Annotated in this window: 15 protein-coding genes; 4 read left to right on the plus strand and 11 right to left on the minus strand. The window is 63.1% G+C overall.

Annotated features, from left to right (window positions below):
- Window positions 1–7 precede the first annotated feature (7 nt).
- Window positions 8–925, minus strand: a complete 918-nt coding sequence (locus M1D51_RS14750) for an SIS domain-containing protein (protein ID WP_458107012.1) — start codon at window positions 923–925, stop codon at window positions 8–10.
- A gap of 275 nt (window positions 926–1,200) precedes the next feature.
- Between M1D51_RS14750 and M1D51_RS14755 the strand changes: the two genes are divergently transcribed.
- The gene (locus tag M1D51_RS14755; protein ID WP_458107013.1) at window positions 1,201–5,601 is read left to right on the plus strand and encodes an endo-alpha-N-acetylgalactosaminidase family protein; all 4,401 of its coding nucleotides are present in this window, start codon (window positions 1,201–1,203) and stop codon (window positions 5,599–5,601) included.
- 65 nt (window positions 5,602–5,666) lie between these two features.
- Here M1D51_RS14755 and hutI read toward each other — a convergent pair whose 3' ends face one another.
- Entirely contained in the window at window positions 5,667–6,905 is a 1,239-nt protein-coding gene (gene hutI / locus M1D51_RS14760) for an imidazolonepropionase (RefSeq protein ID WP_458107014.1), read from the minus strand.
- An 11-nt stretch (window positions 6,906–6,916) separates the two neighbouring features.
- Window positions 6,917–8,014, minus strand: a complete 1,098-nt coding sequence (locus tag M1D51_RS14765) for an NAD(P)/FAD-dependent oxidoreductase (protein ID WP_458107015.1) — start codon at window positions 8,012–8,014, stop codon at window positions 6,917–6,919.
- Between the two features lie 163 nt (window positions 8,015–8,177).
- Here M1D51_RS14765 and M1D51_RS14770 point away from each other — a divergent pair, with 163 nt between their 5' ends.
- Window positions 8,178–8,894 carry an AAA family ATPase gene (locus M1D51_RS14770; RefSeq protein ID WP_458107016.1) on the plus strand — a complete coding sequence of 239 codons (717 nt, stop codon included), beginning with the start codon at window positions 8,178–8,180 and terminating at the stop codon, window positions 8,892–8,894.
- 86 nt (window positions 8,895–8,980) lie between these two features.
- On the opposite strand, the gene M1D51_RS14775 is transcribed toward M1D51_RS14770, so the two are convergent.
- On the minus strand, window positions 8,981–10,174 hold the full coding sequence (locus tag M1D51_RS14775) for a glycine C-acetyltransferase (protein WP_458107017.1): 1,194 nt from the start codon (window positions 10,172–10,174) through the stop codon (window positions 8,981–8,983).
- 63 nt (window positions 10,175–10,237) lie between these two features.
- On the minus strand, window positions 10,238–11,284 hold the full coding sequence (tdh, locus tag M1D51_RS14780; protein ID WP_458107018.1) for an L-threonine 3-dehydrogenase: 1,047 nt from the start codon (window positions 11,282–11,284) through the stop codon (window positions 10,238–10,240).
- 107 nt (window positions 11,285–11,391) lie between these two features.
- Here tdh and M1D51_RS14785 point away from each other — a divergent pair, with 107 nt between their 5' ends.
- On the plus strand, window positions 11,392–12,330 hold the full coding sequence (locus M1D51_RS14785) for a LysR family transcriptional regulator (RefSeq protein WP_458107019.1): 939 nt from the start codon (window positions 11,392–11,394) through the stop codon (window positions 12,328–12,330).
- A 10-nt stretch (window positions 12,331–12,340) separates the two neighbouring features.
- On the opposite strand, the gene M1D51_RS14790 is transcribed toward M1D51_RS14785, so the two are convergent.
- The 5 genes from M1D51_RS14790 to M1D51_RS14810 form a co-directional block, all read right to left on the minus strand.
- Complete coding sequence (locus M1D51_RS14790; protein WP_458109596.1) at window positions 12,341–13,534, minus strand: Gfo/Idh/MocA family protein; 1,194 nt, start codon at window positions 13,532–13,534, stop codon at window positions 12,341–12,343.
- A gap of 17 nt (window positions 13,535–13,551) precedes the next feature.
- Window positions 13,552–14,604: a LacI family DNA-binding transcriptional regulator gene (locus tag M1D51_RS14795; RefSeq protein WP_458107020.1), complete on the minus strand. Its 1,053-nt coding sequence runs from the start codon at window positions 14,602–14,604 to the stop codon at window positions 13,552–13,554.
- Between the two features lie 55 nt (window positions 14,605–14,659).
- The gene (locus M1D51_RS14800) at window positions 14,660–16,318 is read right to left on the minus strand and encodes a sugar ABC transporter substrate-binding protein (RefSeq protein ID WP_458107021.1); all 1,659 of its coding nucleotides are present in this window, start codon (window positions 16,316–16,318) and stop codon (window positions 14,660–14,662) included.
- Window positions 16,319–16,395: 77 nt separating this feature from the next.
- On the minus strand, window positions 16,396–17,319 hold the full coding sequence (locus tag M1D51_RS14805; protein WP_172324581.1) for a carbohydrate ABC transporter permease: 924 nt from the start codon (window positions 17,317–17,319) through the stop codon (window positions 16,396–16,398).
- A gap of 44 nt (window positions 17,320–17,363) precedes the next feature.
- On the minus strand, window positions 17,364–18,398 hold the full coding sequence (locus M1D51_RS14810; RefSeq protein WP_172324580.1) for an ABC transporter permease: 1,035 nt from the start codon (window positions 18,396–18,398) through the stop codon (window positions 17,364–17,366).
- Window positions 18,399–19,496: 1,098 nt separating this feature from the next.
- Between M1D51_RS14810 and M1D51_RS14815 the strand changes: the two genes are divergently transcribed.
- A complete protein-coding gene (locus M1D51_RS14815; protein ID WP_458107022.1) occupies window positions 19,497–20,504 on the plus strand; it encodes a formylglycine-generating enzyme family protein in 1,008 nt (335 codons plus the stop codon).
- A gap of 21 nt (window positions 20,505–20,525) precedes the next feature.
- Here M1D51_RS14815 and M1D51_RS14820 read toward each other — a convergent pair whose 3' ends face one another.
- On the minus strand, window positions 20,526–21,083 hold the full coding sequence (locus M1D51_RS14820) for a DUF5666 domain-containing protein (RefSeq protein ID WP_458107023.1): 558 nt from the start codon (window positions 21,081–21,083) through the stop codon (window positions 20,526–20,528).
- Between the last annotated feature and the right edge of the window lie 31 nt (window positions 21,084–21,114).

Here is a 21,114-nt window from a genome sequence, read left to right on the forward strand (position 1 = left end):
CCGGGACCTAGGCGGAGGCGTCGAGAATGACGGAGCGCGTCAGATTGCGGGGCAGATCCGGGTTCAGGCCACGGACGCGCGCACGCTCCAAGGTGACCTTGTGGACCCGCGCCAATTCAGCCAACGGATGCTTGTCCGTGTGGATGTAGAGGGCGCCGGTGACGGCCATGTCGTTGTCCAGGCCTTCGGGCTGGGTACCAAACAGCCAGGTAACGCGGCCCGGGGCGGCGATGGAGATGGGTCCGTGGCGGTACTCCATGGCGGGGTAGGACTCGGTCCAGCCCTGCACTGCCTCGCGCATTTTCAGGCCGGCTTCGTGGGCCAGCCCTACGGTCCAGCCGGTGCCCAGGAAGGTGAACTGCTCGGCATCCAACAGCTCTTGCGGGACCGGGGCGCTGACGGCCTCACGAGCGTCCTCGATGGCCTGCTGCACGTCAATGCCGAGGCTTGTCAGGAGGTAGACCAAGGCAGTGGTGGCGAATCGGGTCTGCACCACCGAGCGTTCATCGGCGTACTGCAGGCCGATCACGGCATCTGCGAGGCCGATGATCGGAGACGTGGTGTCGCCGATGATGGCCACGGTGGGGACGATCCCCTGAAGCTCCGCGAGGATCTCCAGTACCTCCGTGGTGGTCCCTGACCGCGTAATGGCCACAACGGCGTCGTACTGGCGATCGGCACTGTTGTTGTTGAGGAAAGCCTCGGATGCGGCGAAGGCGTCGGTGACGCCCTTCCCTGCGGATTCGCGGGCTGCCGCATAGCTCTGGGCCATGAACCAGGATGTCCCGCAACCGATCACTGCGATGCGCTGGCCGTCGGCCGGAAGCAACTCCTCTGCGCGAGCCTGCTCCACCGCCCGCCGCCAAACCTCGGGCTGGGAAACCAGCTCTTCCTCCATGAAGGCACCCAGTGTGTTCTCGCTCATCGTGTGTTCCGCTCCCAGCTCAGCTTAATGACGTTTTCTGATCTATAGAAACACTAAACGATCATTTTCGATCTCACAAGGATCATCCAAGGGGAAGACTGCTCATACTTCCCGCGCTGGCAAAATGTCCGGATTCATCGGGAAAGCATGCGCCCAAGTGTGCAATTAAGTTAACTGCCTGTTAACTCTTGTCAACTTCTGTTCTGTGCAGCAGTCTTAGACACGTCCGCAAGAACATGATCGTAATCAGTTCGGAAAAATCAAGAAGGAGCATCATGCCCCGCTTGTCATCCCCCAGACGCCTCGTGTCGCTCAGTTTGGCCTGCGTCGTCGCCTCATCCTCGCTCGGCTTCCTGGTCCTCCAACCCGCAACTGCGGCAGTCCCGTCTTACCCGTTCGCCCCCGAGGCAGAAACCGTCAGCGCCAACGACACTGCAACCATCACCTCCAGCCAACTTGCCGTGGACGTTGCCACCGCATTCCCCCAGGTCATTGGCTACACAGACACCGCCACCCAAGAACGCCTGGACGGCACCGTAACCCGGCTCAGTACCATCACCCTCAACGGTGTGGAGTACGCAGTGACCGGGACGTCTACCGAATCCGGAGACGACGCCCGGGAGTATGTACTGACCGTTCCGGAATTCGGCAACACCGTCATCAAGGCCCGGCTCTCGGTCAAGAAGAACGTGGTGTCCTTCAATGTCACAGAGATCAAGGAATCGGCTGATCATCCGGTCAAAACCCTGCAGCTACCCCGGATGAACCTGGTGACCGTGGGATCCACCCAACCCGGCGCCCAGGTCTCCACAGCCAACCTGTCCGTGGACCGTAGCGTTACCGGCGACGAATTCACGCCCATCACGGCGTCCACTCCCCTGGACGCCGCCGCCAAGAGTTCCGCCTACGCCCTGGCCAACACCGCATCCCTGGGCGCCGCCGTCGAATCCAATGCCCTCTACGACACATCCTCAGGTCCGGGTGCCAAGGACCGCGGGCGCTTCTGGCGGCAAGCAGTCAGCGACGGAGCCGGAGGTGTTTCCATGGGTCTTGCCAGCGGCCAGTGGCTGTACCGGGCAGAAGGATCCACAACCACCGAGGAACTACCGTGGACCCGCGTCGCCATCACCGCCGACGCAAATGCCGACGGCGGTGTGGACTGGCAGGATGCGGCAATCGCCATGCGATCCATCCAGGTCAACGCCCATAAGGGCGAACAGACGCCGGACAACGTGATTACCCACATTCCCTTCAACTTCGCCTCACAGGCAACCCACCCCTTCCTCCGGACCCTTGATGACGTCAAGCGCATCGCCTTGGCCACCGACGGGCTGGGGCAGGTGGCCATGCTCAAGGGCTACACCAGCGAGGGCCACGACTCCGCCAACACCGATTACGGCAACAACTTCAACACCCGTGCAGGCGGCCTGGAAGACCTCAATACCCTCGTCAAAGAAGGAAAGGAGTGGAATGCCAGCTTCGGCGTCCATATCAACGCCACGGAAATCTACCCGGAAGCCAAGTCATTCAGCGAAGACCTCCTCCGGGCAGACAAGGGCCTGGGCTGGAACTGGCTGGACCAGTCGTACTACATGAACCAGCGTGCAGACATCACCTCCGGTAAGCTCGCGCAGCGCATCAAGGAACTCCGCGAGGCCACTGATAAGAACCTGGACTTTGTCTACGTGGACGTCTATTACGAGTTCGGCTGGCTCGCCGAGCGCCTGCAACAGGAGCTGGTCAAGAACGGCTTCCGGGTGGGTTCCGAATGGGCCGACCACCTGGCCCGGAACAACACCTGGTCACACTGGGCCAACGACGAGAAGTACGGAGGCTCCACCAACAAGGGCATCAACTCCCAAATCCTGCGCTTCATCAACAACACCCAGTCGGACGTCTGGAACCCGGACCCCAAGCTGGGCGTGAGCCACATTGTGGAATTCGAGGGCTGGACCGGACAGAACGACTTCAACGCCTTCAGCGAGAACGTCTGGACAGCCAACGTGCCCGCAAAGTTCCTTCAACACCACCCCATCAGCAAGTGGACAGCTGACAGGATTGACCTCGCCGATGGCGTGTCCGTCACCGGAAACACAGCAGCCGAACGCAACATCACGGTTGCGGACACCTCGGTTTTGCGCGGCGGAACCTACTTGCTGCCGTGGTCTTCCAAGGAAAACGGCAAGGCCGACAAGCTCTACCACTACAACCCCGCCGGCGGTCCCAGCACGTGGACGCTTACCAAGGAGTTCGCCAAAGCCGACACCTTGGAGCTGTTCAAACTGACAGACAATGGCCGCGTCAAAGTTGCCGACGTCCCCGTAGTCAATGGCCAGGTGACTGTCGCCGCAGATGCCAAGCAGCCCTACGTCCTTGCCCCGAAGAACAACAAGGCTGAACTGCCCCGCGAGGCCGGCTTCGGCGAAGGGACTGCCTTCAACGATCCCGGCTTCAACGGCGCCGATATCGCCCCTTGGAACCCCACCGGCACCGTCACGCACGTCCGCGATGACAAAGGCCGCCGCTATGCGGAGATGGCGGCAACGGCGTCGTCGATCAGCCAGGAAGTAAAGCTCGACGCCGGAACCCAATCAGTCAGCGCCTGGGTGGAAATCCAGCCCGGCAAAACACGGCCCACCACCCTCTCAGTGGACGTCAACGGCACCACCGAAAGCGTCACCATCGACTCCTCCAACGCCGAAAACTACGTGGCCGGCGACGAGAAACACGGCACAGCATTCCAGCGCATGCGTGTACTGGTGGACGTCCCCCACAAGAACACCAAGGCCAAGGTCACCCTCACAGCGGCCGACGGCGACGCAACAGTACGCGTTGACGACTTCCGTGCGGTGACAACCAGCCGGGTGCCCACCACGGGTGTGCTCAGTGAAGACTTCGAAAACGTTGACCAAGGCTGGGGACCTTTCGTGAAGGGCAACGCCGGAGGCTCCACGGACCCGCGCACGCACCTCACCGAACGCCACGAACCCTTCACCCAAAAGGGCTGGCACACCAACGTGATCGACGAAGTCCTGGACGGTACGTGGTCGCTGATCGCACACGATGAAAATCGCTCCCCCGACGGCGGCCCGGGCATGGTGTACCGCACCACGGAGGCAACAGTGCCGTTCCAGGCCGGCCACAAATACAAGGTCTCCTTCGACTACCAGAACTCCAAGGCCGGGCAGTACGCCTGGGTTTCCGGCTACGACTCGCAGGCGGGCCCGGCAGTCACTGGCACCCATTCGCTCGATGCCGCAACCTCCACCACACGTTTCGAGCAAATCCTGGACACCGGGTTCTGCGGCGACTACTTTGTGGGGCTGCAGCGTACAGGCAGTGCCAATGGATCAGACTTCACTTTGGACAACTTCCTGGTGGAGGACCTAGGGGCCTCGGAATCCGTTCCGGCGTGTGCGCAACTCTCTGCCTCCCTCCAGGGGGACGTGGTCCAGCAAGGCAAGGCCCAGGACTTCGTGACGAGCTTTGTTTCCGACGAACCGGCAGCCATCAAGGACCTGGCCATCACCCTGGCACTTCCGGCAGGGTGGTCGGCAACGGCATCCACGCCCTCTTCGGCAGACACCATCCCAGCCGGAGGAACACTCACCACCACGTGGAAGGTCACCGCGCCTGCCTCGGCTGATGGTGACTACCCCATCACTGCGACGGCCACCTACAACACCACATCCGAACCCGCAGGACTTCGGACCATCAGCACCACCACCAACGTCCGCACGCTGCCCAAGCCACCCCAGGCCACCGTGTTCGCCAGCGACCACCCGTGGGTCAGCGCCACCAACGGCTGGGGCCCTGTGGAAAAGGACCAGTCCAATGGCGGAACCGGGGCCGGTGACGGCACTGCGCTCACACTGAACGGCACCGTCTACGCCAAGGGACTGGGCGCACACGCCAACGGCAACGTCCGCTACTACCTCGGCGGCTACTGCACCGCCTTCACCGCCACAGTGGGCATCGATGACGCCCAAGCGACGCGGGGAACCGTGAAATTCTCCGTGGTAGCTGACGGCAACACCAAGGTGACCACCCCGGTATTGGGTGCTGCGAGCGCTCCCCTTCCACTCACTGTGGACGTCACCGGCGCCCAGTACGTGGAACTGGTGGCCAATGACGCCGGCGATTCCAACGGCAACGACCACGCCGACTGGGCCGATGCAAAGTTCACGTGTTCCACCACCTCGCAGGAGCCCCCGGCTCCCGTGCTGACGGGCACTGTGTTTGCCTCCGACCTCCCCTGGATCGGCAGTACCAACGGTTGGGGCCCCGCAGAACGGGACCGCGCCAACGGTGAGCAAAACGCCGGTGACGGGCCGGCGTTACGGCTTGACGGCGTCGTGTACTCCAAGGGCATCGGCGTCCATGCCGACTCGAAGATCAGCATCGCCACCGAGGCCAAGTGCAGCGGGTTCACTGCCGTAGTGGGAGTCGATGACGCGAAGTTGAACAAGGGCCTGCACGGTTCGGTGGTGTTCATTGTGAAAGGCGATGGCCGGGAATTGTTGCGGACTCCTGTCCTCAGCGCCGATTCCGCCGCACTTCCCCTCACCGTGGACATCACCGGTGTCCGGAACGTCGAGCTGATCGCTGACAAGAACGGCGACGACGCCGGCGATGACTGGGGCGACTGGGCTGACGCGAAGTTCACCTGCGCCTAATCCCTTCATCCCGCACAAACAGGGGCGGTGTTCCTACCGGAACACCGCCCCTGTTTCGTGCTTTGCTAGACAGCCCGGACGCCGGCGCGCCACACCGCATGCGTCAGCGGAATCCCGGGGCGGTAGGCCAGGTGCGTGGCCGAGGGCGCCTTCAATACGTGCAGGTCTGCGCGATGTCCGACGGCGAGCGAACCCACCGCCCGTTCGCCGTCGACGTCGTTCCCTGACTCCCGGCCCAGCGCCAGGGCGCCGCCGTACGTCGCCGCCCGGACGGCTTCGTGGACGCTGAGGTGCATCTGAAGCACTGCCGTGGTGACGCAGAAGGCCATGGAGCTGGTGTACGAAGTTCCCGGATTGCAGTTTGCTGCCAAGGCGATCTGTACCCCGGCGTCAATCAATTCACGGCCCGGCGCCAAGGGCTGGCGGGTGGAGAGGTCGCAGGCGGGAAGGCAGGTTGCCACAGTGCCCCTTTTTCCTCGACCTGTTGCCGGATCCCAGTCCGCCCAGGTTCCCGCGAGGTCCCGGATGTCCATGTCCGAGAGGTAGTTAACGTGGTCCACGCTGGCAGCCTCGAACTCCACGGCCAAGGCAACGCCAGGGCCTTCCCCGAGCTGGTTGCCGTGAACCCTCAAGCCCAAGCCTGCCTTTTTCGCTGCCGTCAGGACCCGCCGGGACTGGTCCTCCGTGAACGCCCCCCGTTCGCAGAACACATCAGCCCAGCGAACATACGGCAGGACGGCGTCCAACATCGGACCGCACACCAGGTCGGTGTATTCCTCGGGATCTGAGCCTTTCGGGACAAGGTGCGCCCCAAGGTAAGTAACCTCATCAACTTCGGCTGCCGCGATGCGGGCGCTGCGGGCCTCGTTGTCGACGTCGAGCCCATACCCGGTCTTGCTCTCCAAATATGTTGTTCCTTGTGAGACCGCCTCGGCCACGCGGTCCCGCACCAGGCGGGTAAGTTCGTCGTCGCCGGCGCTGCGCGTGGCACCTGTGGTGACGGCGATACCTCCGGCGCTATAGCTTTCGCCGGCCATCCGGGCCTCGAACTCAGCGGTGCGGTCCCCTGCAAAGACCAGGTGCGAATGCGAATCGACCCAGCCCGGCAGGACGGCACGGTCCTCGACGTCGATCCTCTGGTCGGCGGCAGGGGCGTCCTTGGCCGCACCAATCCAGGAAATCCGTTCGCCCTCAATCACGATTCCAGCGTCCTTCAGGACCCGATGCTCCAGGTCTTGCGTCATCAGTTCGCCGATGTTGGTGATGAGTGTGCTGCCGGTGTTCCCGTTCCTGTTTCCGCTCATGACCCTATTGTTCAGCGCCGGATGGACCAGCGTGTGGCTGCGAGCTGCTCCGCTGTCCGGGATTCCGGACTGTCCGCATTGACTGTGCCCAGGATCAATCCGGCGGCGAGTTCCGCAATGGCCGACGACGTCTGGAAACCGTAGCCGCCCTGCCCTGCCAGCCAGAAGAAGCCGGGCGCTTCAGCATCAAATCCAACCACCGGGACGCCATCCGCGGCTTCGGTCCGCAGGCCCGTCCACGCGCGGTCCACCGAGCGGATCCCCAGCGTTGTCACGGTGTTGAGGTTGCTGATCAACGCATCCACATCGCCGGGATACGGCTTGGCGTCTTCGGCTCCGCTAGGCACGCTTTCCGACGGCGAAATCAGCACCTGGTTGCCTTCGGCGCGGAAGTAGAACGAGTCATCAGCGGCGCACACCATAGGCGTTTGCGGGCTCAAGGGGTTCTCGACATTCACGATCGCAGCCGTCCGCCGGTAGGGCTGCAGTCCCAGCTTCTCCACACCGCTGATGACGGCCAACTCGTCCGCCCAGGCACCTGCGGCATTAACCACGACGCCGGACTGGAAACCCTCAGTGCCGGCGCCCACCTGCCAGCCGCTCCCCAATCGCTGCGCCGAGTGGACCTTGGCTCCGGTGATGATGTCCACGCCTGCAGCCTCTGCAGTGCGGCGGTGTTCTTCCAGCAGGAGCGGGGCATTGCAGCCGAAGGAGCCGTTATCCAGTCCAGCCGATGTGAACGACTCCGGATCAAGAGCCGGGCAAAGACGCATCGCTTCTTCGTGGGTGATGGCGTGCATGTTCCCGCTGGCCTCGGCCCGAACCGTTTCTTCGTCGCCCACCAGCATGAAGCCGCGCGGAGTCAGGATGGGTTCGGCCGCCGCGGCATCGCGTGCTGCCAGCATCTCCAAGGTTCGAATGGTCAGGTCCTGCACCACCGCCGGGCCGTAGCTGGGGATGAGTTGCCGGGCAGAACGCGAGGAGGTGTGGAAAGCCAATGTTTGCTCAGCCTCGACAAGGGCAACTGTGCACTTGCCTGCGAGAGCCGCCGCCAAGGACAGTCCCCCGATGCCGCCGCCAACGATTACCACGTCATAAGTCGAAGCCATGGCTCCATCCTGACAGACCCGACGCTCTCCCACATCCCGCGCCCTTCAACCCAACCCTGTCCCACATCCCGCGCCCTTCAGGGAAACCTTCTCCCACATCCCGTACTCAATGGGCGCCGGGTCCCTGGGCTTCAACGTCGGCCAGTGCTGCAACAATGACGGCATGCACCTCAACCACCCCCTCCGGCGAGTAGCGGAAGATCCCGCCAAAGCACTGGACCGCCGCCAATGGCCGGCCAGCCTTCCTCCGGTGGCACAGCTTCTGGAAGAAGGCCTCGATCTGTCGCCTGCAACCATCTTCGTGGGCGAAAACGGTTCTGGTAAGTCGACAGTTGTGGAGGCAATCGCCCTGGCCTACGGTTTGTCCCCGGAGGGCGGCTCAACTGGGGCCCGGCACACCACAAGGTCCACGGAATCCGAATTGGGCAACCACCTGCAGCTCATCCGTAACGCAGGAAGCAGCAAGCGTGGTTACTTCCTCCGGGCTGAGACCATGCACGGCTTTTTCACTTACCTGGAGAACAACCCCAGCAGACACGGCGATTTGCCCTTCCACGACATGTCTCATGGTGAATCGTTCCTTGAGCTTGCTCTCGACCGTTTCCGCGGGCCTGGGCTATGGGTATTGGATGAACCGGAATCGGCCCTCTCCTTTAACGGCTGCCTCAGCCTGCTGTCGGTTCTGAAAGAGTTGTTGGATGGAGGCAAGTCACAGGTCATTATGTCTACCCATTCGCCGCTGCTTGCCGCACTTCCGGGTGCCCGGATACTTGAAGTCGGGCAGTGGGGCTTGCGGCCAAGACAATGGTCCGACCTGGATCTGGTCACCAATTGGCGATCATTTCTGGAGGCCCCGGAAAGATTCATCCGGCACCTTTAGCGCGGAAGCCGATGCTCTCTCACTCTCGTGAAGGAAGTGAGAGAGCGATCGGCCCCAAACCCGCGGGACATGCGAGAGCGTCGGTCTTAGGCGACTGCGGCGCGACTCTTGACGAACGCCTGAACGCACGCTTCGACGTCGTCGGCGCTGTGGGCAGCGGAGAGCTGCACGCGGATCCGGGCCACGCCCTTCGGCACTACGGGGAAGCTGAACGCTGTGACGAAGACGCCGTTGTTGAGCATCTCGTCGGCCACCTTGGCAGCCATCACCGCGTCACCGAACATGACCGGGATGATGGCGTGTTCGCCGTCGAGGAGTTCGAAGCCTTCCTCGCTCATGCGGCGGCGGAACAGGGCGGCGTTCTCGAACAGTCGGGTACGGAGTTCGCCGGATTCCTGGACAAGCTCGATCGCCTTGATGGTGGCAGCAACGATGGCCGGGGCAAGCGAGTTGGAGAACAGGTACGGGCGGGCCTTCTGGCGGAGCATCGCAACGATCTCGCCGCGGCCGGACACATAGCCGCCCGAGGCACCGCCAAGTGCCTTACCAAAGGTGCCGGTGTAGATGTCCACGCGGTCGGAAACACCAGCGTGCTCCGGAGTGCCGGCGCCGGTGGGGCCCATGAAGCCAACGGCGTGGGAGTCGTCCACCATGACCAAGGCGTCGTGCTTCTCGGCGAGGTCGCAGATGGCTTCGAGCGGTGCAAGGTACCCGTCCATGGAAAATACGCCGTCGGTAACGATGATCTTGCGCCGCGACCCCGAAGCCTCAAGAAGCTTGGCTTCGAGATCGGCCATGTCTTGGTTGGCGTAACGGAAGCGCTTGGCCTTGCTCAGGCGGATCCCGTCAATGATGGAGGCGTGGTTCAGCGAGTCGGAAATGATGGCGTCTTCGGGGCCAAAGAGTGACTCGAAGACGCCGCCGTTGGCGTCGAAGCAGCTGGAGAAAAGGATGGTGTCCTCAGTACCAAGGAACTTGGAGACACGGGTCTCGAGTTCCAGGTGCAGATCTTGGGTGCCGCAAATGAAACGCACGGACGCCATGCCGAAGCCGCGCTCGTCCATGGCGGACTTCGCGGCGGCAATGATGTCCGGGTGGTCAGCCAGGCCCAGGTAGTTGTTGGCACAGAAATTCAAGACTTTATTGGCGGGCTGGCCGAGCTGGCCCGCAGCGATGTGGCTGGCCTGCGGGGAATCGATGTGGCGTTCGGTCTTGAAGAGTCCGGCGCTGCGGATCTCCTCCAGTTCGCCCTGCAGTTGGTCTTTGATGGCTGAGTACATAAGGGGTGCTCCTGAAGTTGTGGGGCCGGGCTCACGTCCGGCTGGGGTGGCAGTCCGGTGGGGTTAGAGTTCAGTCCAGTCGAGGACCACTTTGCCGCCGGTGCCGTTCCGGGCGATCTCGAAGCCCTTCTCCCAGTCCTTGGCAGAGAGCTTGTCGGTGACTACCGCGGAGATGTTTCGGTGCAGCACGGGGTTGGAGGACAGCATGGCGCTCATGGCGTACCAGGTCTCGAACATTTCGCGCCCGTAGATGCCCTTGAGCGTGAGCATGTGCGTGACGACCTTGCCCCAGTCGATGTCAATGGATTGGCTGGGCAGGCCGAGCATGGCGATGCGGCCGCCGTGGTTCATGTTGTCGATCATCTCAGGCAGTGCCGTGGGGTGTCCCGACATTTCCAGGCCGATATCGAACCCTTCGCGCATCCCCAATTCCTGCTGGGCGTCGCGAACGCGCATCTTGGAGACGTCCACGGCCAGGTCAACGCCCATCTGGCGGGCCAGCTCGAGTCGCGGAGCGGAGACATCCGTAATGGCGATCTTGCGGGCGCCTGCGTGTCGGGCCACAGCGATGGCCATGAGTCCGATCGGTCCGGCTCCGGTGATCAGCACGTCTTCGCCGACCAGCGGGAAGCTCAGTGCGGTGTGGACGGCGTTGCCGAAGGGATCGAAGATCGCACCCAGTTCCGGAGTGACGGACTCGTCATGGTGAACCCAGACGTTGGTTTCCGGGATCACGACGTATTCGGCAAAAGCTCCATCGCGCTGCACGCCGACGGACACGGTGTGAATGCACATCTGGCGGCGGCCGGCGCGGCAGTTTCGGCAGATCCCGCAGACCACATGGCCCTCGCCGGAGACCCGGTCCCCTACCTTGACGTCGCGGACGTCGTCGCCGATTTCCACGACTTCGCCATAGAACTCGTGGCCGGCGATGAGCGGCGTTTCGATGATGCCCTGGGCCCAGGCGTCCCAGCTCTGGATGTGTAGGTCGGTGCCGCAGATACCGGTGGTCATCACACGGATCTTGACGTCGCCGGGGCCCGCTTCGGGCTCAGGACGTTCGACGAGTTCGAACCCCGCGTGGGGTCCGGATTTGTAGAGAGCCTTCATGGGATTCCTCACTGCCTGGGCTGCTTCGCTGCTGCTGAGTCCATTAGAGCCCCGCGCACGATTTAGCACAACTAGATTCTTCTCAATCAACGATTTAGGATTTGCTAATGGAAATTCATCAGTTGCAGATGCTCCGTGAGCTCGGCGACCTGGGCAGCGTGAAGGCCGTGGCAGAGACGCTGATGGTCACCCCGTCTGCCGTTTCGCAACAACTCGCCCTGCTGCAAAAGTCAGTGGACGTGCCGCTGACGCGCAAGGAGGGCCGGGCGCTGGTGCTTACCGATGCCGGCCGCGTCCTCGCCGAGGCGGGTGCCGCCGTCGTGAACGCCATGGCAGATGCGCGGGCAGCAATCGGCGCCTATCACGATGCTCCGGATGCGCCCGTGAGCGTCAGCGCGTTTCACAGCGCAGGACAGGCGTTGTTCGCACCGTTGGCGGCGCTGCTGGCGTCCGGACCAGCGTCCGACGGCGGGAAGTCGCCTCGGCTGCGACTGTCCGATGAGGATGTGGCGCAGGAGGATTTCCCCGGGTTGGCCGCACGGTACGACCTCGTTTTGGCACACCGGATGGACAACAGCCCGCAGTGGCCGGAGGACAAGGTCGCGGTGATTCCACTTGCGGACGAGCCCCTGGACATCGCCCTCCCCGCGGATCACCCCCTGGCGGCCCGGCCGGAACTTAAGCCGTCCGACGTCGTGGGTGAATCCTGGGTGACCAGCCGTGACGGCTACTCCCCCGCAGACGTGTTGGCCGCCGTCGTTGCCGTGAGCGGCAGGCCGGCCGAGGTCCTGCACCGCATCAACGACTATTCGACCGTTGCCGCGCTGGTGTCAGCGGGCGGTGCAATCGGGTTGCTGCCGCGGTTCACAGCGCGCCGCGTGTTGGATGCCGGAGTGGTGCTGCGTCCGCTGTCCGGCGTGAATTCGGTGCGCAAAATCGACATCCTGGCACGGCCGGAGACCCTCAAACGGAAATCGGTCATGACGGTTTGCGAGTCACTTCAAACCGTCATGACCGAGCTTGTGGAGCTCTCCAGCTCCAGCTAACCGCGGGCCGTCAGTCGCGGACCAGTGCGGGCTGGCCGGCGTCGAAGTACTCCACCAGTTCGGCAGGGAGCTCCGGGACCTCGCGCGCAGAGCCGTCGCCGCGGAGTGATTCCGCCGCCAGGATGCCGGCCACCACTGCCTGCCGCGCCGCAACCGGGCTGGTCTGAGTCTGGCCGCCCTCGGAGGCAAAGCGCAGGAACTCCTCGATCAAGCGTGGATCCGCACCGCCGTGACCGCCTTCGCCGTCCTGGATGGTGATGATCTCATCCGGCACCGCGTAGCCCGATGTGCGGCTGGTCCATACATTGATGGTCTCCCCCGGCCCGTCGCCCAGGTTCTCGATCCGGCCTTTGGTACCGATGACGGTGTAGTTGCGCCAGTAGTCAGGCGTAAAGTGGCACTGCTGGTAGGAAGCCAGAACACCGTTGTCCAACACCATGTTCATCATGGAAATGTCCTCGACATCGATCACCTCCGCCAGGTCCTTCTGCTCCGTGGGCGGCCAATTGTCCATGGAGAACCAGTCCCCCATGCGTTTGCCGGCGTTGTTGCTCCGGTTGGCTACATCGCCGTATACGGCCAGATCTCCGACGGCGGCAACCCGCTTGGTGTATCCCCCGGCCAGCCAATGGATCACGTCGATGTCATGGGCACCTTTCTGGAGCAGGAGCGAAGTGACGTTTGCCCGTTGGGCGTGCCAGTCCTTGAAGTAGTAGTCGCCACCGTGGCCCACGAAGTGGCGGCACCAGACCGCTTTGACCTCGCCGATCCGGCCGTCTTCGATGAGTTGGCGCATCTGTACTACAACCGGCATGTGCCGCATGTTGTGGCCGACGTACAGCCGGGTGCCGGTCTGATAGGCCGTGGTGAGGATCAAGTCCGCGGAGTCCACTGTGATGTCCAGCGGCTTCTCGCAGAAGGTGGGGATGCCCGCCTTAAGCGTGCGGACGGCGACGGCGGCGTGCTGGTTATCGGGGGTCAGGACCAGGACGGCGTCAATCCCGCTGGCCAGGAGTTCCTCAAGGTCCCCGGTGACGCGTGCGCCGGGGATCCGTTCTGCGGCGTCTGCCCGTCCCCGCTCGCTGAGGTCGCAAACAATGGTGACCTCCGAGCCCTGGCCCGGCTTGTGGGCATGTTTCCACAGCCCCGAACGCAGGCCGAAACCTACGATGCCGACCTTCAAATCCTTTTCCATGGTGTGCAGTTTCCTTCTTCTTTTTCTTAGTAAAGTCTGGTTGCGGCGCTGCGGTGCGGCGCCGATTCACGCACGAACAAGTGCCAAGGGAAATCCAGGACCCCGGGTTCATCTGCTGCGCTGGTGTCGGCGTGACCGGTTGCCCGCCGCAGGAGCAGCCGGGCAAGCTTGTCGAAGAAATCGACGGGGCCAACCGTGCTCAGTGACGGCGACATCCTTTCGCCCTCCACGGTGTTGCCGACGCCGATGATGTCCACATCCGTGCCAACGGCCAGGCCCAGGCGCTGGGCTGCGTTGATGGCGCTGACTGCCGCGAAATCGGTGGTGGCATAGATGGCCGTGGGCCGATCCGGAAGGCTCAGCACCCGGGTCGCTGCCGCGTACGCCCCTGCGCTGGTGCCATCGAACAACCCCACATAATCCTCGCGTTCGGCAATACCGGCATGCTTCAACGCCTCGGCGTACGCCCGGTACCTGCTGCCGCCGGACGTGCCGGCCGCCGTAGCAGGAGTCAGGCAAGCGATCCTGCGGTGGCCGTGGAGCAGATGCTCCACGGCCATGCGGCAGCCTGGCCCGGCGATGGAACGGATCACATCGAAGCCGTCCGCGGACACCTTCTCGTCAAAAACCACCAGCGTTGTTCCATGTTTCGCCAGCTTGAGCAGGGCCTCCCGCTGGTCGGGACGGACGGCATCCACAAACACAGCATCGGCATTGTGCGTGCCGAGTACTTTGACCCAGTCCGCGTCGCCAAGGATCATTGGCGTGATTCCCAACGGAGCGGACGCCTTTTGAACGGCCTCAATCACTGACAGTGACCAAGGATCGGACAGCATTGTCAGGGACAGGATCACCGTGTTGGTGCGGCCCGTCCGGATGGCCCGGGCGGCCTGGTTGGGGCGGTAGCCAAGCCGCTCCGCAGCCTCCTTGACCTTTTCCGCCGTCGGATCTGAGACTCCGGGTCCGGCATCGCCGCGTCGGCCGGACAACACATAGGAAACCGTGGCGGTGGACACGCCCGCCAGCTCGGCCACCATGCGGATGGTGGGCCGGACTCCGGTGGTGCTTGCTTTTGCCATGGTTCCCCCTGCTGTGTTCTGTGAAAATGCGCGTTGGTTCGTTATTGGTTTGAGGCTAGCTCCTGAAGACCGGCACGTTAGGGTCCAACGCGGCCTGGTACTCGTCGCGCATCTTGTCCCCACCCTCGCTCTTCCAGCGCTTGACGGCGTCCTTGAGTTCGTCGATCTTGGCGCGGCCCGTGATGATGTCCACCACCTTGTCCCGCAGCTGCTTAGTGATCTTGGCGCCTACCTTGGCGTTGGTATCCGAGTAGGAACCATTGGTGGGGTTGCGCCAGGCGAACTCCAGGAGCTTCTCTTCCTGCTGGCTGACGTAGCGTGTGTCGTCGTCGAACCCGGGGTTGAAGATGACGTTTTCTGGGCTGGACATGATGTTCAGCGCCGATACCAGCCCCGGGGCGTTGGTGGTTCCCGTTTCGGTGCGTGCCGGGTTGCCGGAAGCATCGATCGTGTAGTCCTGGCCGAGCTCGCCGAAGTTCTTCTGCATGTACTCCACAGTGCCGAACGGAGCCGAGAGGTAGTTGATGAGCGCCAACAGCTCGCGGATCTTGCCCTCGTCGGCCTTCTTGAACGGCGTGAAGCCCACCGTGCCGTAACCCATGTCGTAGACCGGCTTGACCTTGCCGTCGGCACTGAACGGAATGAGGACATCGAACTTGGTGGTCTTGTTCAGGGCACGGTAGCTGCGGATATCGTGCGGGCCAACCACCACCTGGGCGGCCACGCTGCCGTTGGCTACGCGTGAGCGGATATCGGTGGCTTTGGAGTCCGGGTAGAACACACCGGCGGCGAACATTTTGGCAGTGAATTCCACACCGGCCAGGTATTCGTCGGTCTCATAAAGGTGGGTCAGGGTGCGGTCCTTGTTCACGGCCCAGCTGTTCGGGGCGCCAAACCATTCAGTGACCATATGGAGGGCATTGATGTAGGCCGGTTCCAACGCATATTGCTGGTCGCCGGGACGGGTCAGCTCCTTGGCTTTGTCCAGGAACTCATCGGCGCTTGCCGCTTCGAAGCCGCCCACCTTCGCCCACATATCGTGGTTGCCAAGGTACACCTGGCCGAACGGGGTACTGGGGATGGGAGCTCCCCAGATCTTGCCGTTCACGACGGCGGTCTTCCAGGAATCAGGCTTCAGCGCCGCCAGGTTGGGGTACTCAAGGACTGCGTCACCGGACAGGTACGGCGTCAGGTCCTGGAACTTGGCTTCCAGCATGGGCCCGACGTTGGGGATGCCCTGGTTCGGCGGAACCCACATCATGTCCGGAAGATCGTTGCTGGCCAGGACGGTGGCGAACTTGGCCGGATAGCCGTCGCCGATGTCCTCCGCGATTTGCAACTCCAGGTCGCCGCCGAGCTTGGCGTTGAGGCGCTGCCAGAAAGGGTTGTCCTTCAGGCCGGGGCTCATGGTGTCGAAGGTTTCGGTCAGGCCGGTCACTTTGCCCTTGAGCGGCGGTGTCTTCACGGACTGCACGGCAGTGGGCAGTTTGAAGTAGCCGGCCTGGAGGCCCTTGGCATTGCCCGCGATGTCCGGGGTGACGCCGGTGAATTCCTTGTAGGTGGGCAACTTGACCGAAGCGGAGGCAGCGGCGCCTCCATTGCTCGCGGCGCCGCCACCACCGCAGGCGGATAATCCTGCAGCGGTTACGGCCAGGCCCGCGAGGCCAAGGAAACCGCGGCGGCTGAATCCGGCCTGAGAGGTAGTGCTCGTCATGGCATAACCCTTTCTGGTTACTTGCTCTTTTTCTGAGGTTTGAGTGCTGTGGGTATTTCTAGATTTCGGAGAGGGGGCTAGCCCTTGACGGCGCCGGTGATGACGCCCTTGGCGAAGTGCTTCTGGAGGAACGGGTAGACCATCAGGATGGGGACCAACGCCACCACGACTACGGCCATCTGGATGGATTGCGGTGGCGGAGTGGTGGTGATTCCCAGCTGGTCAGCCGCTCCACTGCCTTGGACTACGAAATTTCGGAGCAGCAACTGGATAGGCCACTTGCTGTGATCGTTGATGTACAGCAAGGCGTTGAAGAACGAGTTCCAGAAACCGACTGCATAAAACAGCCCGACGACGGCGATCACGGCTTTGGACAGCGGCATCACGATCCGCCACAGGATTTGCCAGTCGTTGGCGCCGTCGATCCTTGCGCTTTCAATCAGTTCGCCGGGGATGTTCATGAAGAACGATCGCATCACCACAAAGTTGAAAGCCCCGAAGATGCCCGGCAGGATCAGCGACCAAAGGGAGTCCAGCAGGCCAAGCTGACGGATCATGAGGAACGACGGAATCAAGCCGGGCGCAAACAGGAGCGTGAACAACACCGCGAGGATCACCGGCCGGCCAAAGAGCACGGTGCGGCTGGTGGCGTAGGCCATGGTGATGGTCACGAACAGCGCCAGGATGGTGCCCACCGCGGTGACCAGCATGCTGACCCCGAGTGATTGCAACACCATGGGGCCCTTGAAGATGGTGGCGTACGCCTCCAACGTTGGACGCTCGGGCCAAAGGACGAAGCCACCGGCTTTTACCAGTTGTTCTGTATCTGCCAGGGATGTCGAAACCACCAGCAGAATGGGCGTCAGGATGGACAAGCTGAAGACGACCAGCACCACTGCCTTGATCGTTTGGTACAGGGCGGACGGCTTTTCCTTCCAAATCGGGCGTTTGGGGTTGTAGCTCAGCTCGCGGGGTTTCCTGGTGAAGAGTGTTGATGCCATGGGGGTTCTCCTTGTGCGGCAGGCGCGCGGGTTCAGCGTGGCTTTCAGCGCACTTGTTTTGCGAAGATTCCGTCTTCGCCGAAGCGGTGGGCAAGTTTGTTGGCGCCGTAGATCAGCAGGGCGCTGACCACGCCCTTCGCCAGGCCGGCTGCGGCACCTGAGCTCCAGCCGCCTCCTACTACGCCGGTGTAGTAAGTGAAGGTGTCCAGCACTTCAGCGGCTCCGGCACCCACAGCATCACGCTGCAGGATGAACTGTTCGAAGCCGACCGAGAGGATGTCGCCGATGCGCAGGATCAGCAGGAGTACGATCACCGGCCGCAACCCGGGGAGGGTGATGTGCCACATCCGCCGCCACCGGCCCGCGCCATCCGCCGCAGCGGCTTCGTAAAGGGAAGCATCGATGCTGGCAAGGGCTGCCAGGAAGATGATCATGGCCCAGCCGGCATCTTTCCAGATCATTTGGATGACCACCATCACGGGGAAGGTCTCCGGGTTGGTCATGAACGGAATGGGCTCCATTCCCCAGTCCCGCAGCAGGTTATTGACGAAACCAGCGCCGCCCAGCATCTGCTGGAAGAACGCGATCACCAGCACCCAGGAAAGGAAGTGCGGCAGGTAGGCGATGCTTTGAAAGATCCGTCGGACCCGGGTGCTGATCAGTGAATCCACAATCAGCGCCAGTACCAGCGGCACCGGGAACAGGAACACCAACTGCCAGGCGGCCAGGTACAAGGTGTTCCAAAAAGCGTGGACGAAGTCGGGATTTCCGAACAGGTCCACGAAGTTCTGCCAGCCCACCCACAGGCTGTCACCGATACCCAGGTACGGCTGGTAGTCCTGGAATGCGATGACATTGCCCAGAATGGGGATGTAGAAGAACAGCAGCAGGAACGCCACGCCCGGGACCATCATGAGCAGCATCTGCTTGTCGCGACGCAGGCGGGACCGGAAACTCTGCTGCGGGGGCTTGCTCCGTTTCCGCTTCTTCGGACCGGCGCCGGGGGTACTTCCCCGAGCCGGCTCCGCGACCCGGCGGGCTTCGGACAATGCCGGAGCCTGTTCCGTCGTCGAGTTCATGCTGTCTCCTCAAGTGTTGAGCCTGAACCATCAATGTGATTCAGGCCACGCTAGTTAACCGTTTAACAAACCATAAGTGGCTGGGATCTCTTTTTGCAAGATCGTGATCAAAACTGATCGCAAAAATCACTTTTCATCACTTCGGGTGGGGGGTGAACTGGCTTGGGGGTGGGGTTGTGGTGTGGGGTTGTGGTGTGGGTGAGTTGTGGGGGGATGGCTTGCGCTGAGGGTGGTTTGTGGTGCCGGGTGCGCCCCAGGTCTCCTCATTGGGGCCCTCCGCACCCGTTCACGCCGATCGCCCCCGTAAGAACCGTGGCGCGGGGCGGAAACGGGTGCGACGCCTGGCCACAAGTGATGCGCGGGGCGGAAACGGGTGCGACGCCGGGCCACAAGTGATGCGCAGGGCGGAAACGGGTGCGTAGTTGGGGTGGCCGTGGCTTGCTGCCGGGGTTGGCCCGTGGTGCAGGATGTGCCCCGGCGCTCGACGCCGCGCCCCTCGCACCCGCTCACGCCGATCGCCCCCGTAAGAACCGTGGCGCGGGGCGGAAACGGGTGCGACGCCGGGCCACAAGTGCTGCGCGGGGCGGAAACGGGTGCGTAGTTGGGTGGCCGTGGCTTGCTGCCGGGGTTGGCCCGTGGTGCAGGATGTGCCCCGGCGCTCGACGCCGCGCCCCTCGCACCCGTTCACGCCGATCGCCCCCGTAAGAACCGTGGCGCGGGGCGGAAACGGGTGCGTAGTTGCGGTGGCGGTGGCTTGCTGCCGGGGTTGGCCCGTGGTGCAGGATGTGCCCCGGCGCTCGACGCCGCGCCCCTCGCACCCGTTCACGCTGATCACCCCCGTAAGAACCGTGGCGCGGGGCGGAAACGGGTGCGACGCCGGGCCACCAGTGAGGCGGGGGGCGGAAACGGGTGCGTAGTTGCGGTGGCGGTGGCTTGCGGTCGGGGTTGGCGCAGGGCGGAAACGGGTGCGACGCCGGGCCACAAGTGATGCGCGGGGCGGAAACGGGTGCGTGGGAGGCGAGGGCAAGGAAGGAGCCTCTGTCAGGCCACCCGACCCCGCTAAAGTACAAGCAGTTGGATTTCAGACAGAAGGTGGACATGGCAGATTGTTGCAGCCCGGGTGCCGGCGCCCGGGAACACTCGACGCCGGGGCTGACGCTTCCCCTGCGCTCGGTGGGAGGACACCCGACGACCGGTACAGCCGGGACCACCCACACCAACCAGACCCACGACGGCCAAATCCACGACGTCCAAATCCCCGGCGGGGCGTTCACCATGGGCGATCCCTTCAACGAGGGCTACGAAGCCGACGGTGAAGTGCCCCTGCACGAAGTATCCATCTCCGAATTCCGGATCAGCGCGACCACCGTGACCAATGAAGAGTTTGCCGGGTTCGTCGATGCCACCGGCTATCAAACGGAGTCGGAAACCTTCGGCACTTCGGCCGTGTTCCATCTGGCGGTGAAAGCGGAGCCGCATGAGATCCTGAACCGGGTCAACAACGTCCCGTGGTGGCTCAATGTCCGTGGTGCCAGTTGGGCCCATCCGGCCGGACCTCTTTCGCACTGGACGGAGATCCCTGATCATCCCGTCACCCATGTGTCCTACAACGACGCCCTGGCATACTGCGCATGGGCCGGACGCCGGCTACCGACGGAAGCCGAGTGGGAGTTCGCGGCCCGGGGCGGGTTGTCCGGGCAGCGCTACCCGTGGGGAAATGACCTGCACTCCAACACAGCAACAACTGGCCACAACTGCAATATCTGGCAAGGGGAATTCCCTACCCGCAACACGATCGACGACGGCTACCTCACCACCGCACCCGCCAAGGCATTTAGCCCCAACGGCTTCGGGCTTTACCAAACCAGTGGAAACGTCTGGGAATGGTGCAGTGATTGGTTCCTGCACAAGTACTACAAGACATGCCAGGCGCAAGGCACGGTGAAGGATCCGCAGGGGCCGACCATCGGCCGCGGCAGGGTGATGCGGGGCGGCTCGTACCTCTGCCACGACTCGTACTGCAACCGCTACCGCCTTGCAGCCAGAAGCTCGAATACACCGGACTCGGCCAGCGGCAACCTCGGATTCAGGACCGTGGCCCTTTAGCCCCTGGCTCTGGTTCTGAAACTACTTGGGCCCATGCCCGCGCTTATGCCCATGGCCTTTGACGCCGGCTGGCAGTTCGCCGGACACGATCTTCGTCGCTGTCACGGCATCGCCGTCTTTGGTGCCGCTGACACGAACGTCGTCGCCGATCTCGAGATCAGAAGCGGAGGCCGAAGGCAGCGTGGGCTTACCTTTACCGTTCCTGAGCCCTGACAGGTCAGCAGGAACTTTGCTGATCCGCGTATCCTCAGTGATGGAATAGCGCTGCGTAAAGCCATCCTCGCTCTTCACAGTCACCTCTGAATCGCTGACCGCTTCGATGGTTCCAGACTGCGTGAGGACCCTACGGTAGCTCCCGTCCTGCTGCTTCACGACGTGTTCGCCGTGAATAGCCCGCCCGCGCCCGTCAGCGGGCTTGGCGTTCCCCGATGGGGTCGGGCCGGCTGAAACAGCAGGGCTCGACGGCGAAGGGCCGGGTTGGGTGCCCGCCCAGACAGCAGCGGCCCCGCCACCGGTCAGGGCGACGGCGATCCCGCCGGCAATGAGGGCCTTCCCGAGGCCCGGTGAAAGTGTGGCCATGCATCCATTGTGCGCCCAAAAGCAAAGTAGG

It is taken from the genome of Arthrobacter sp. R3-55, from assembly GCF_054161505.1.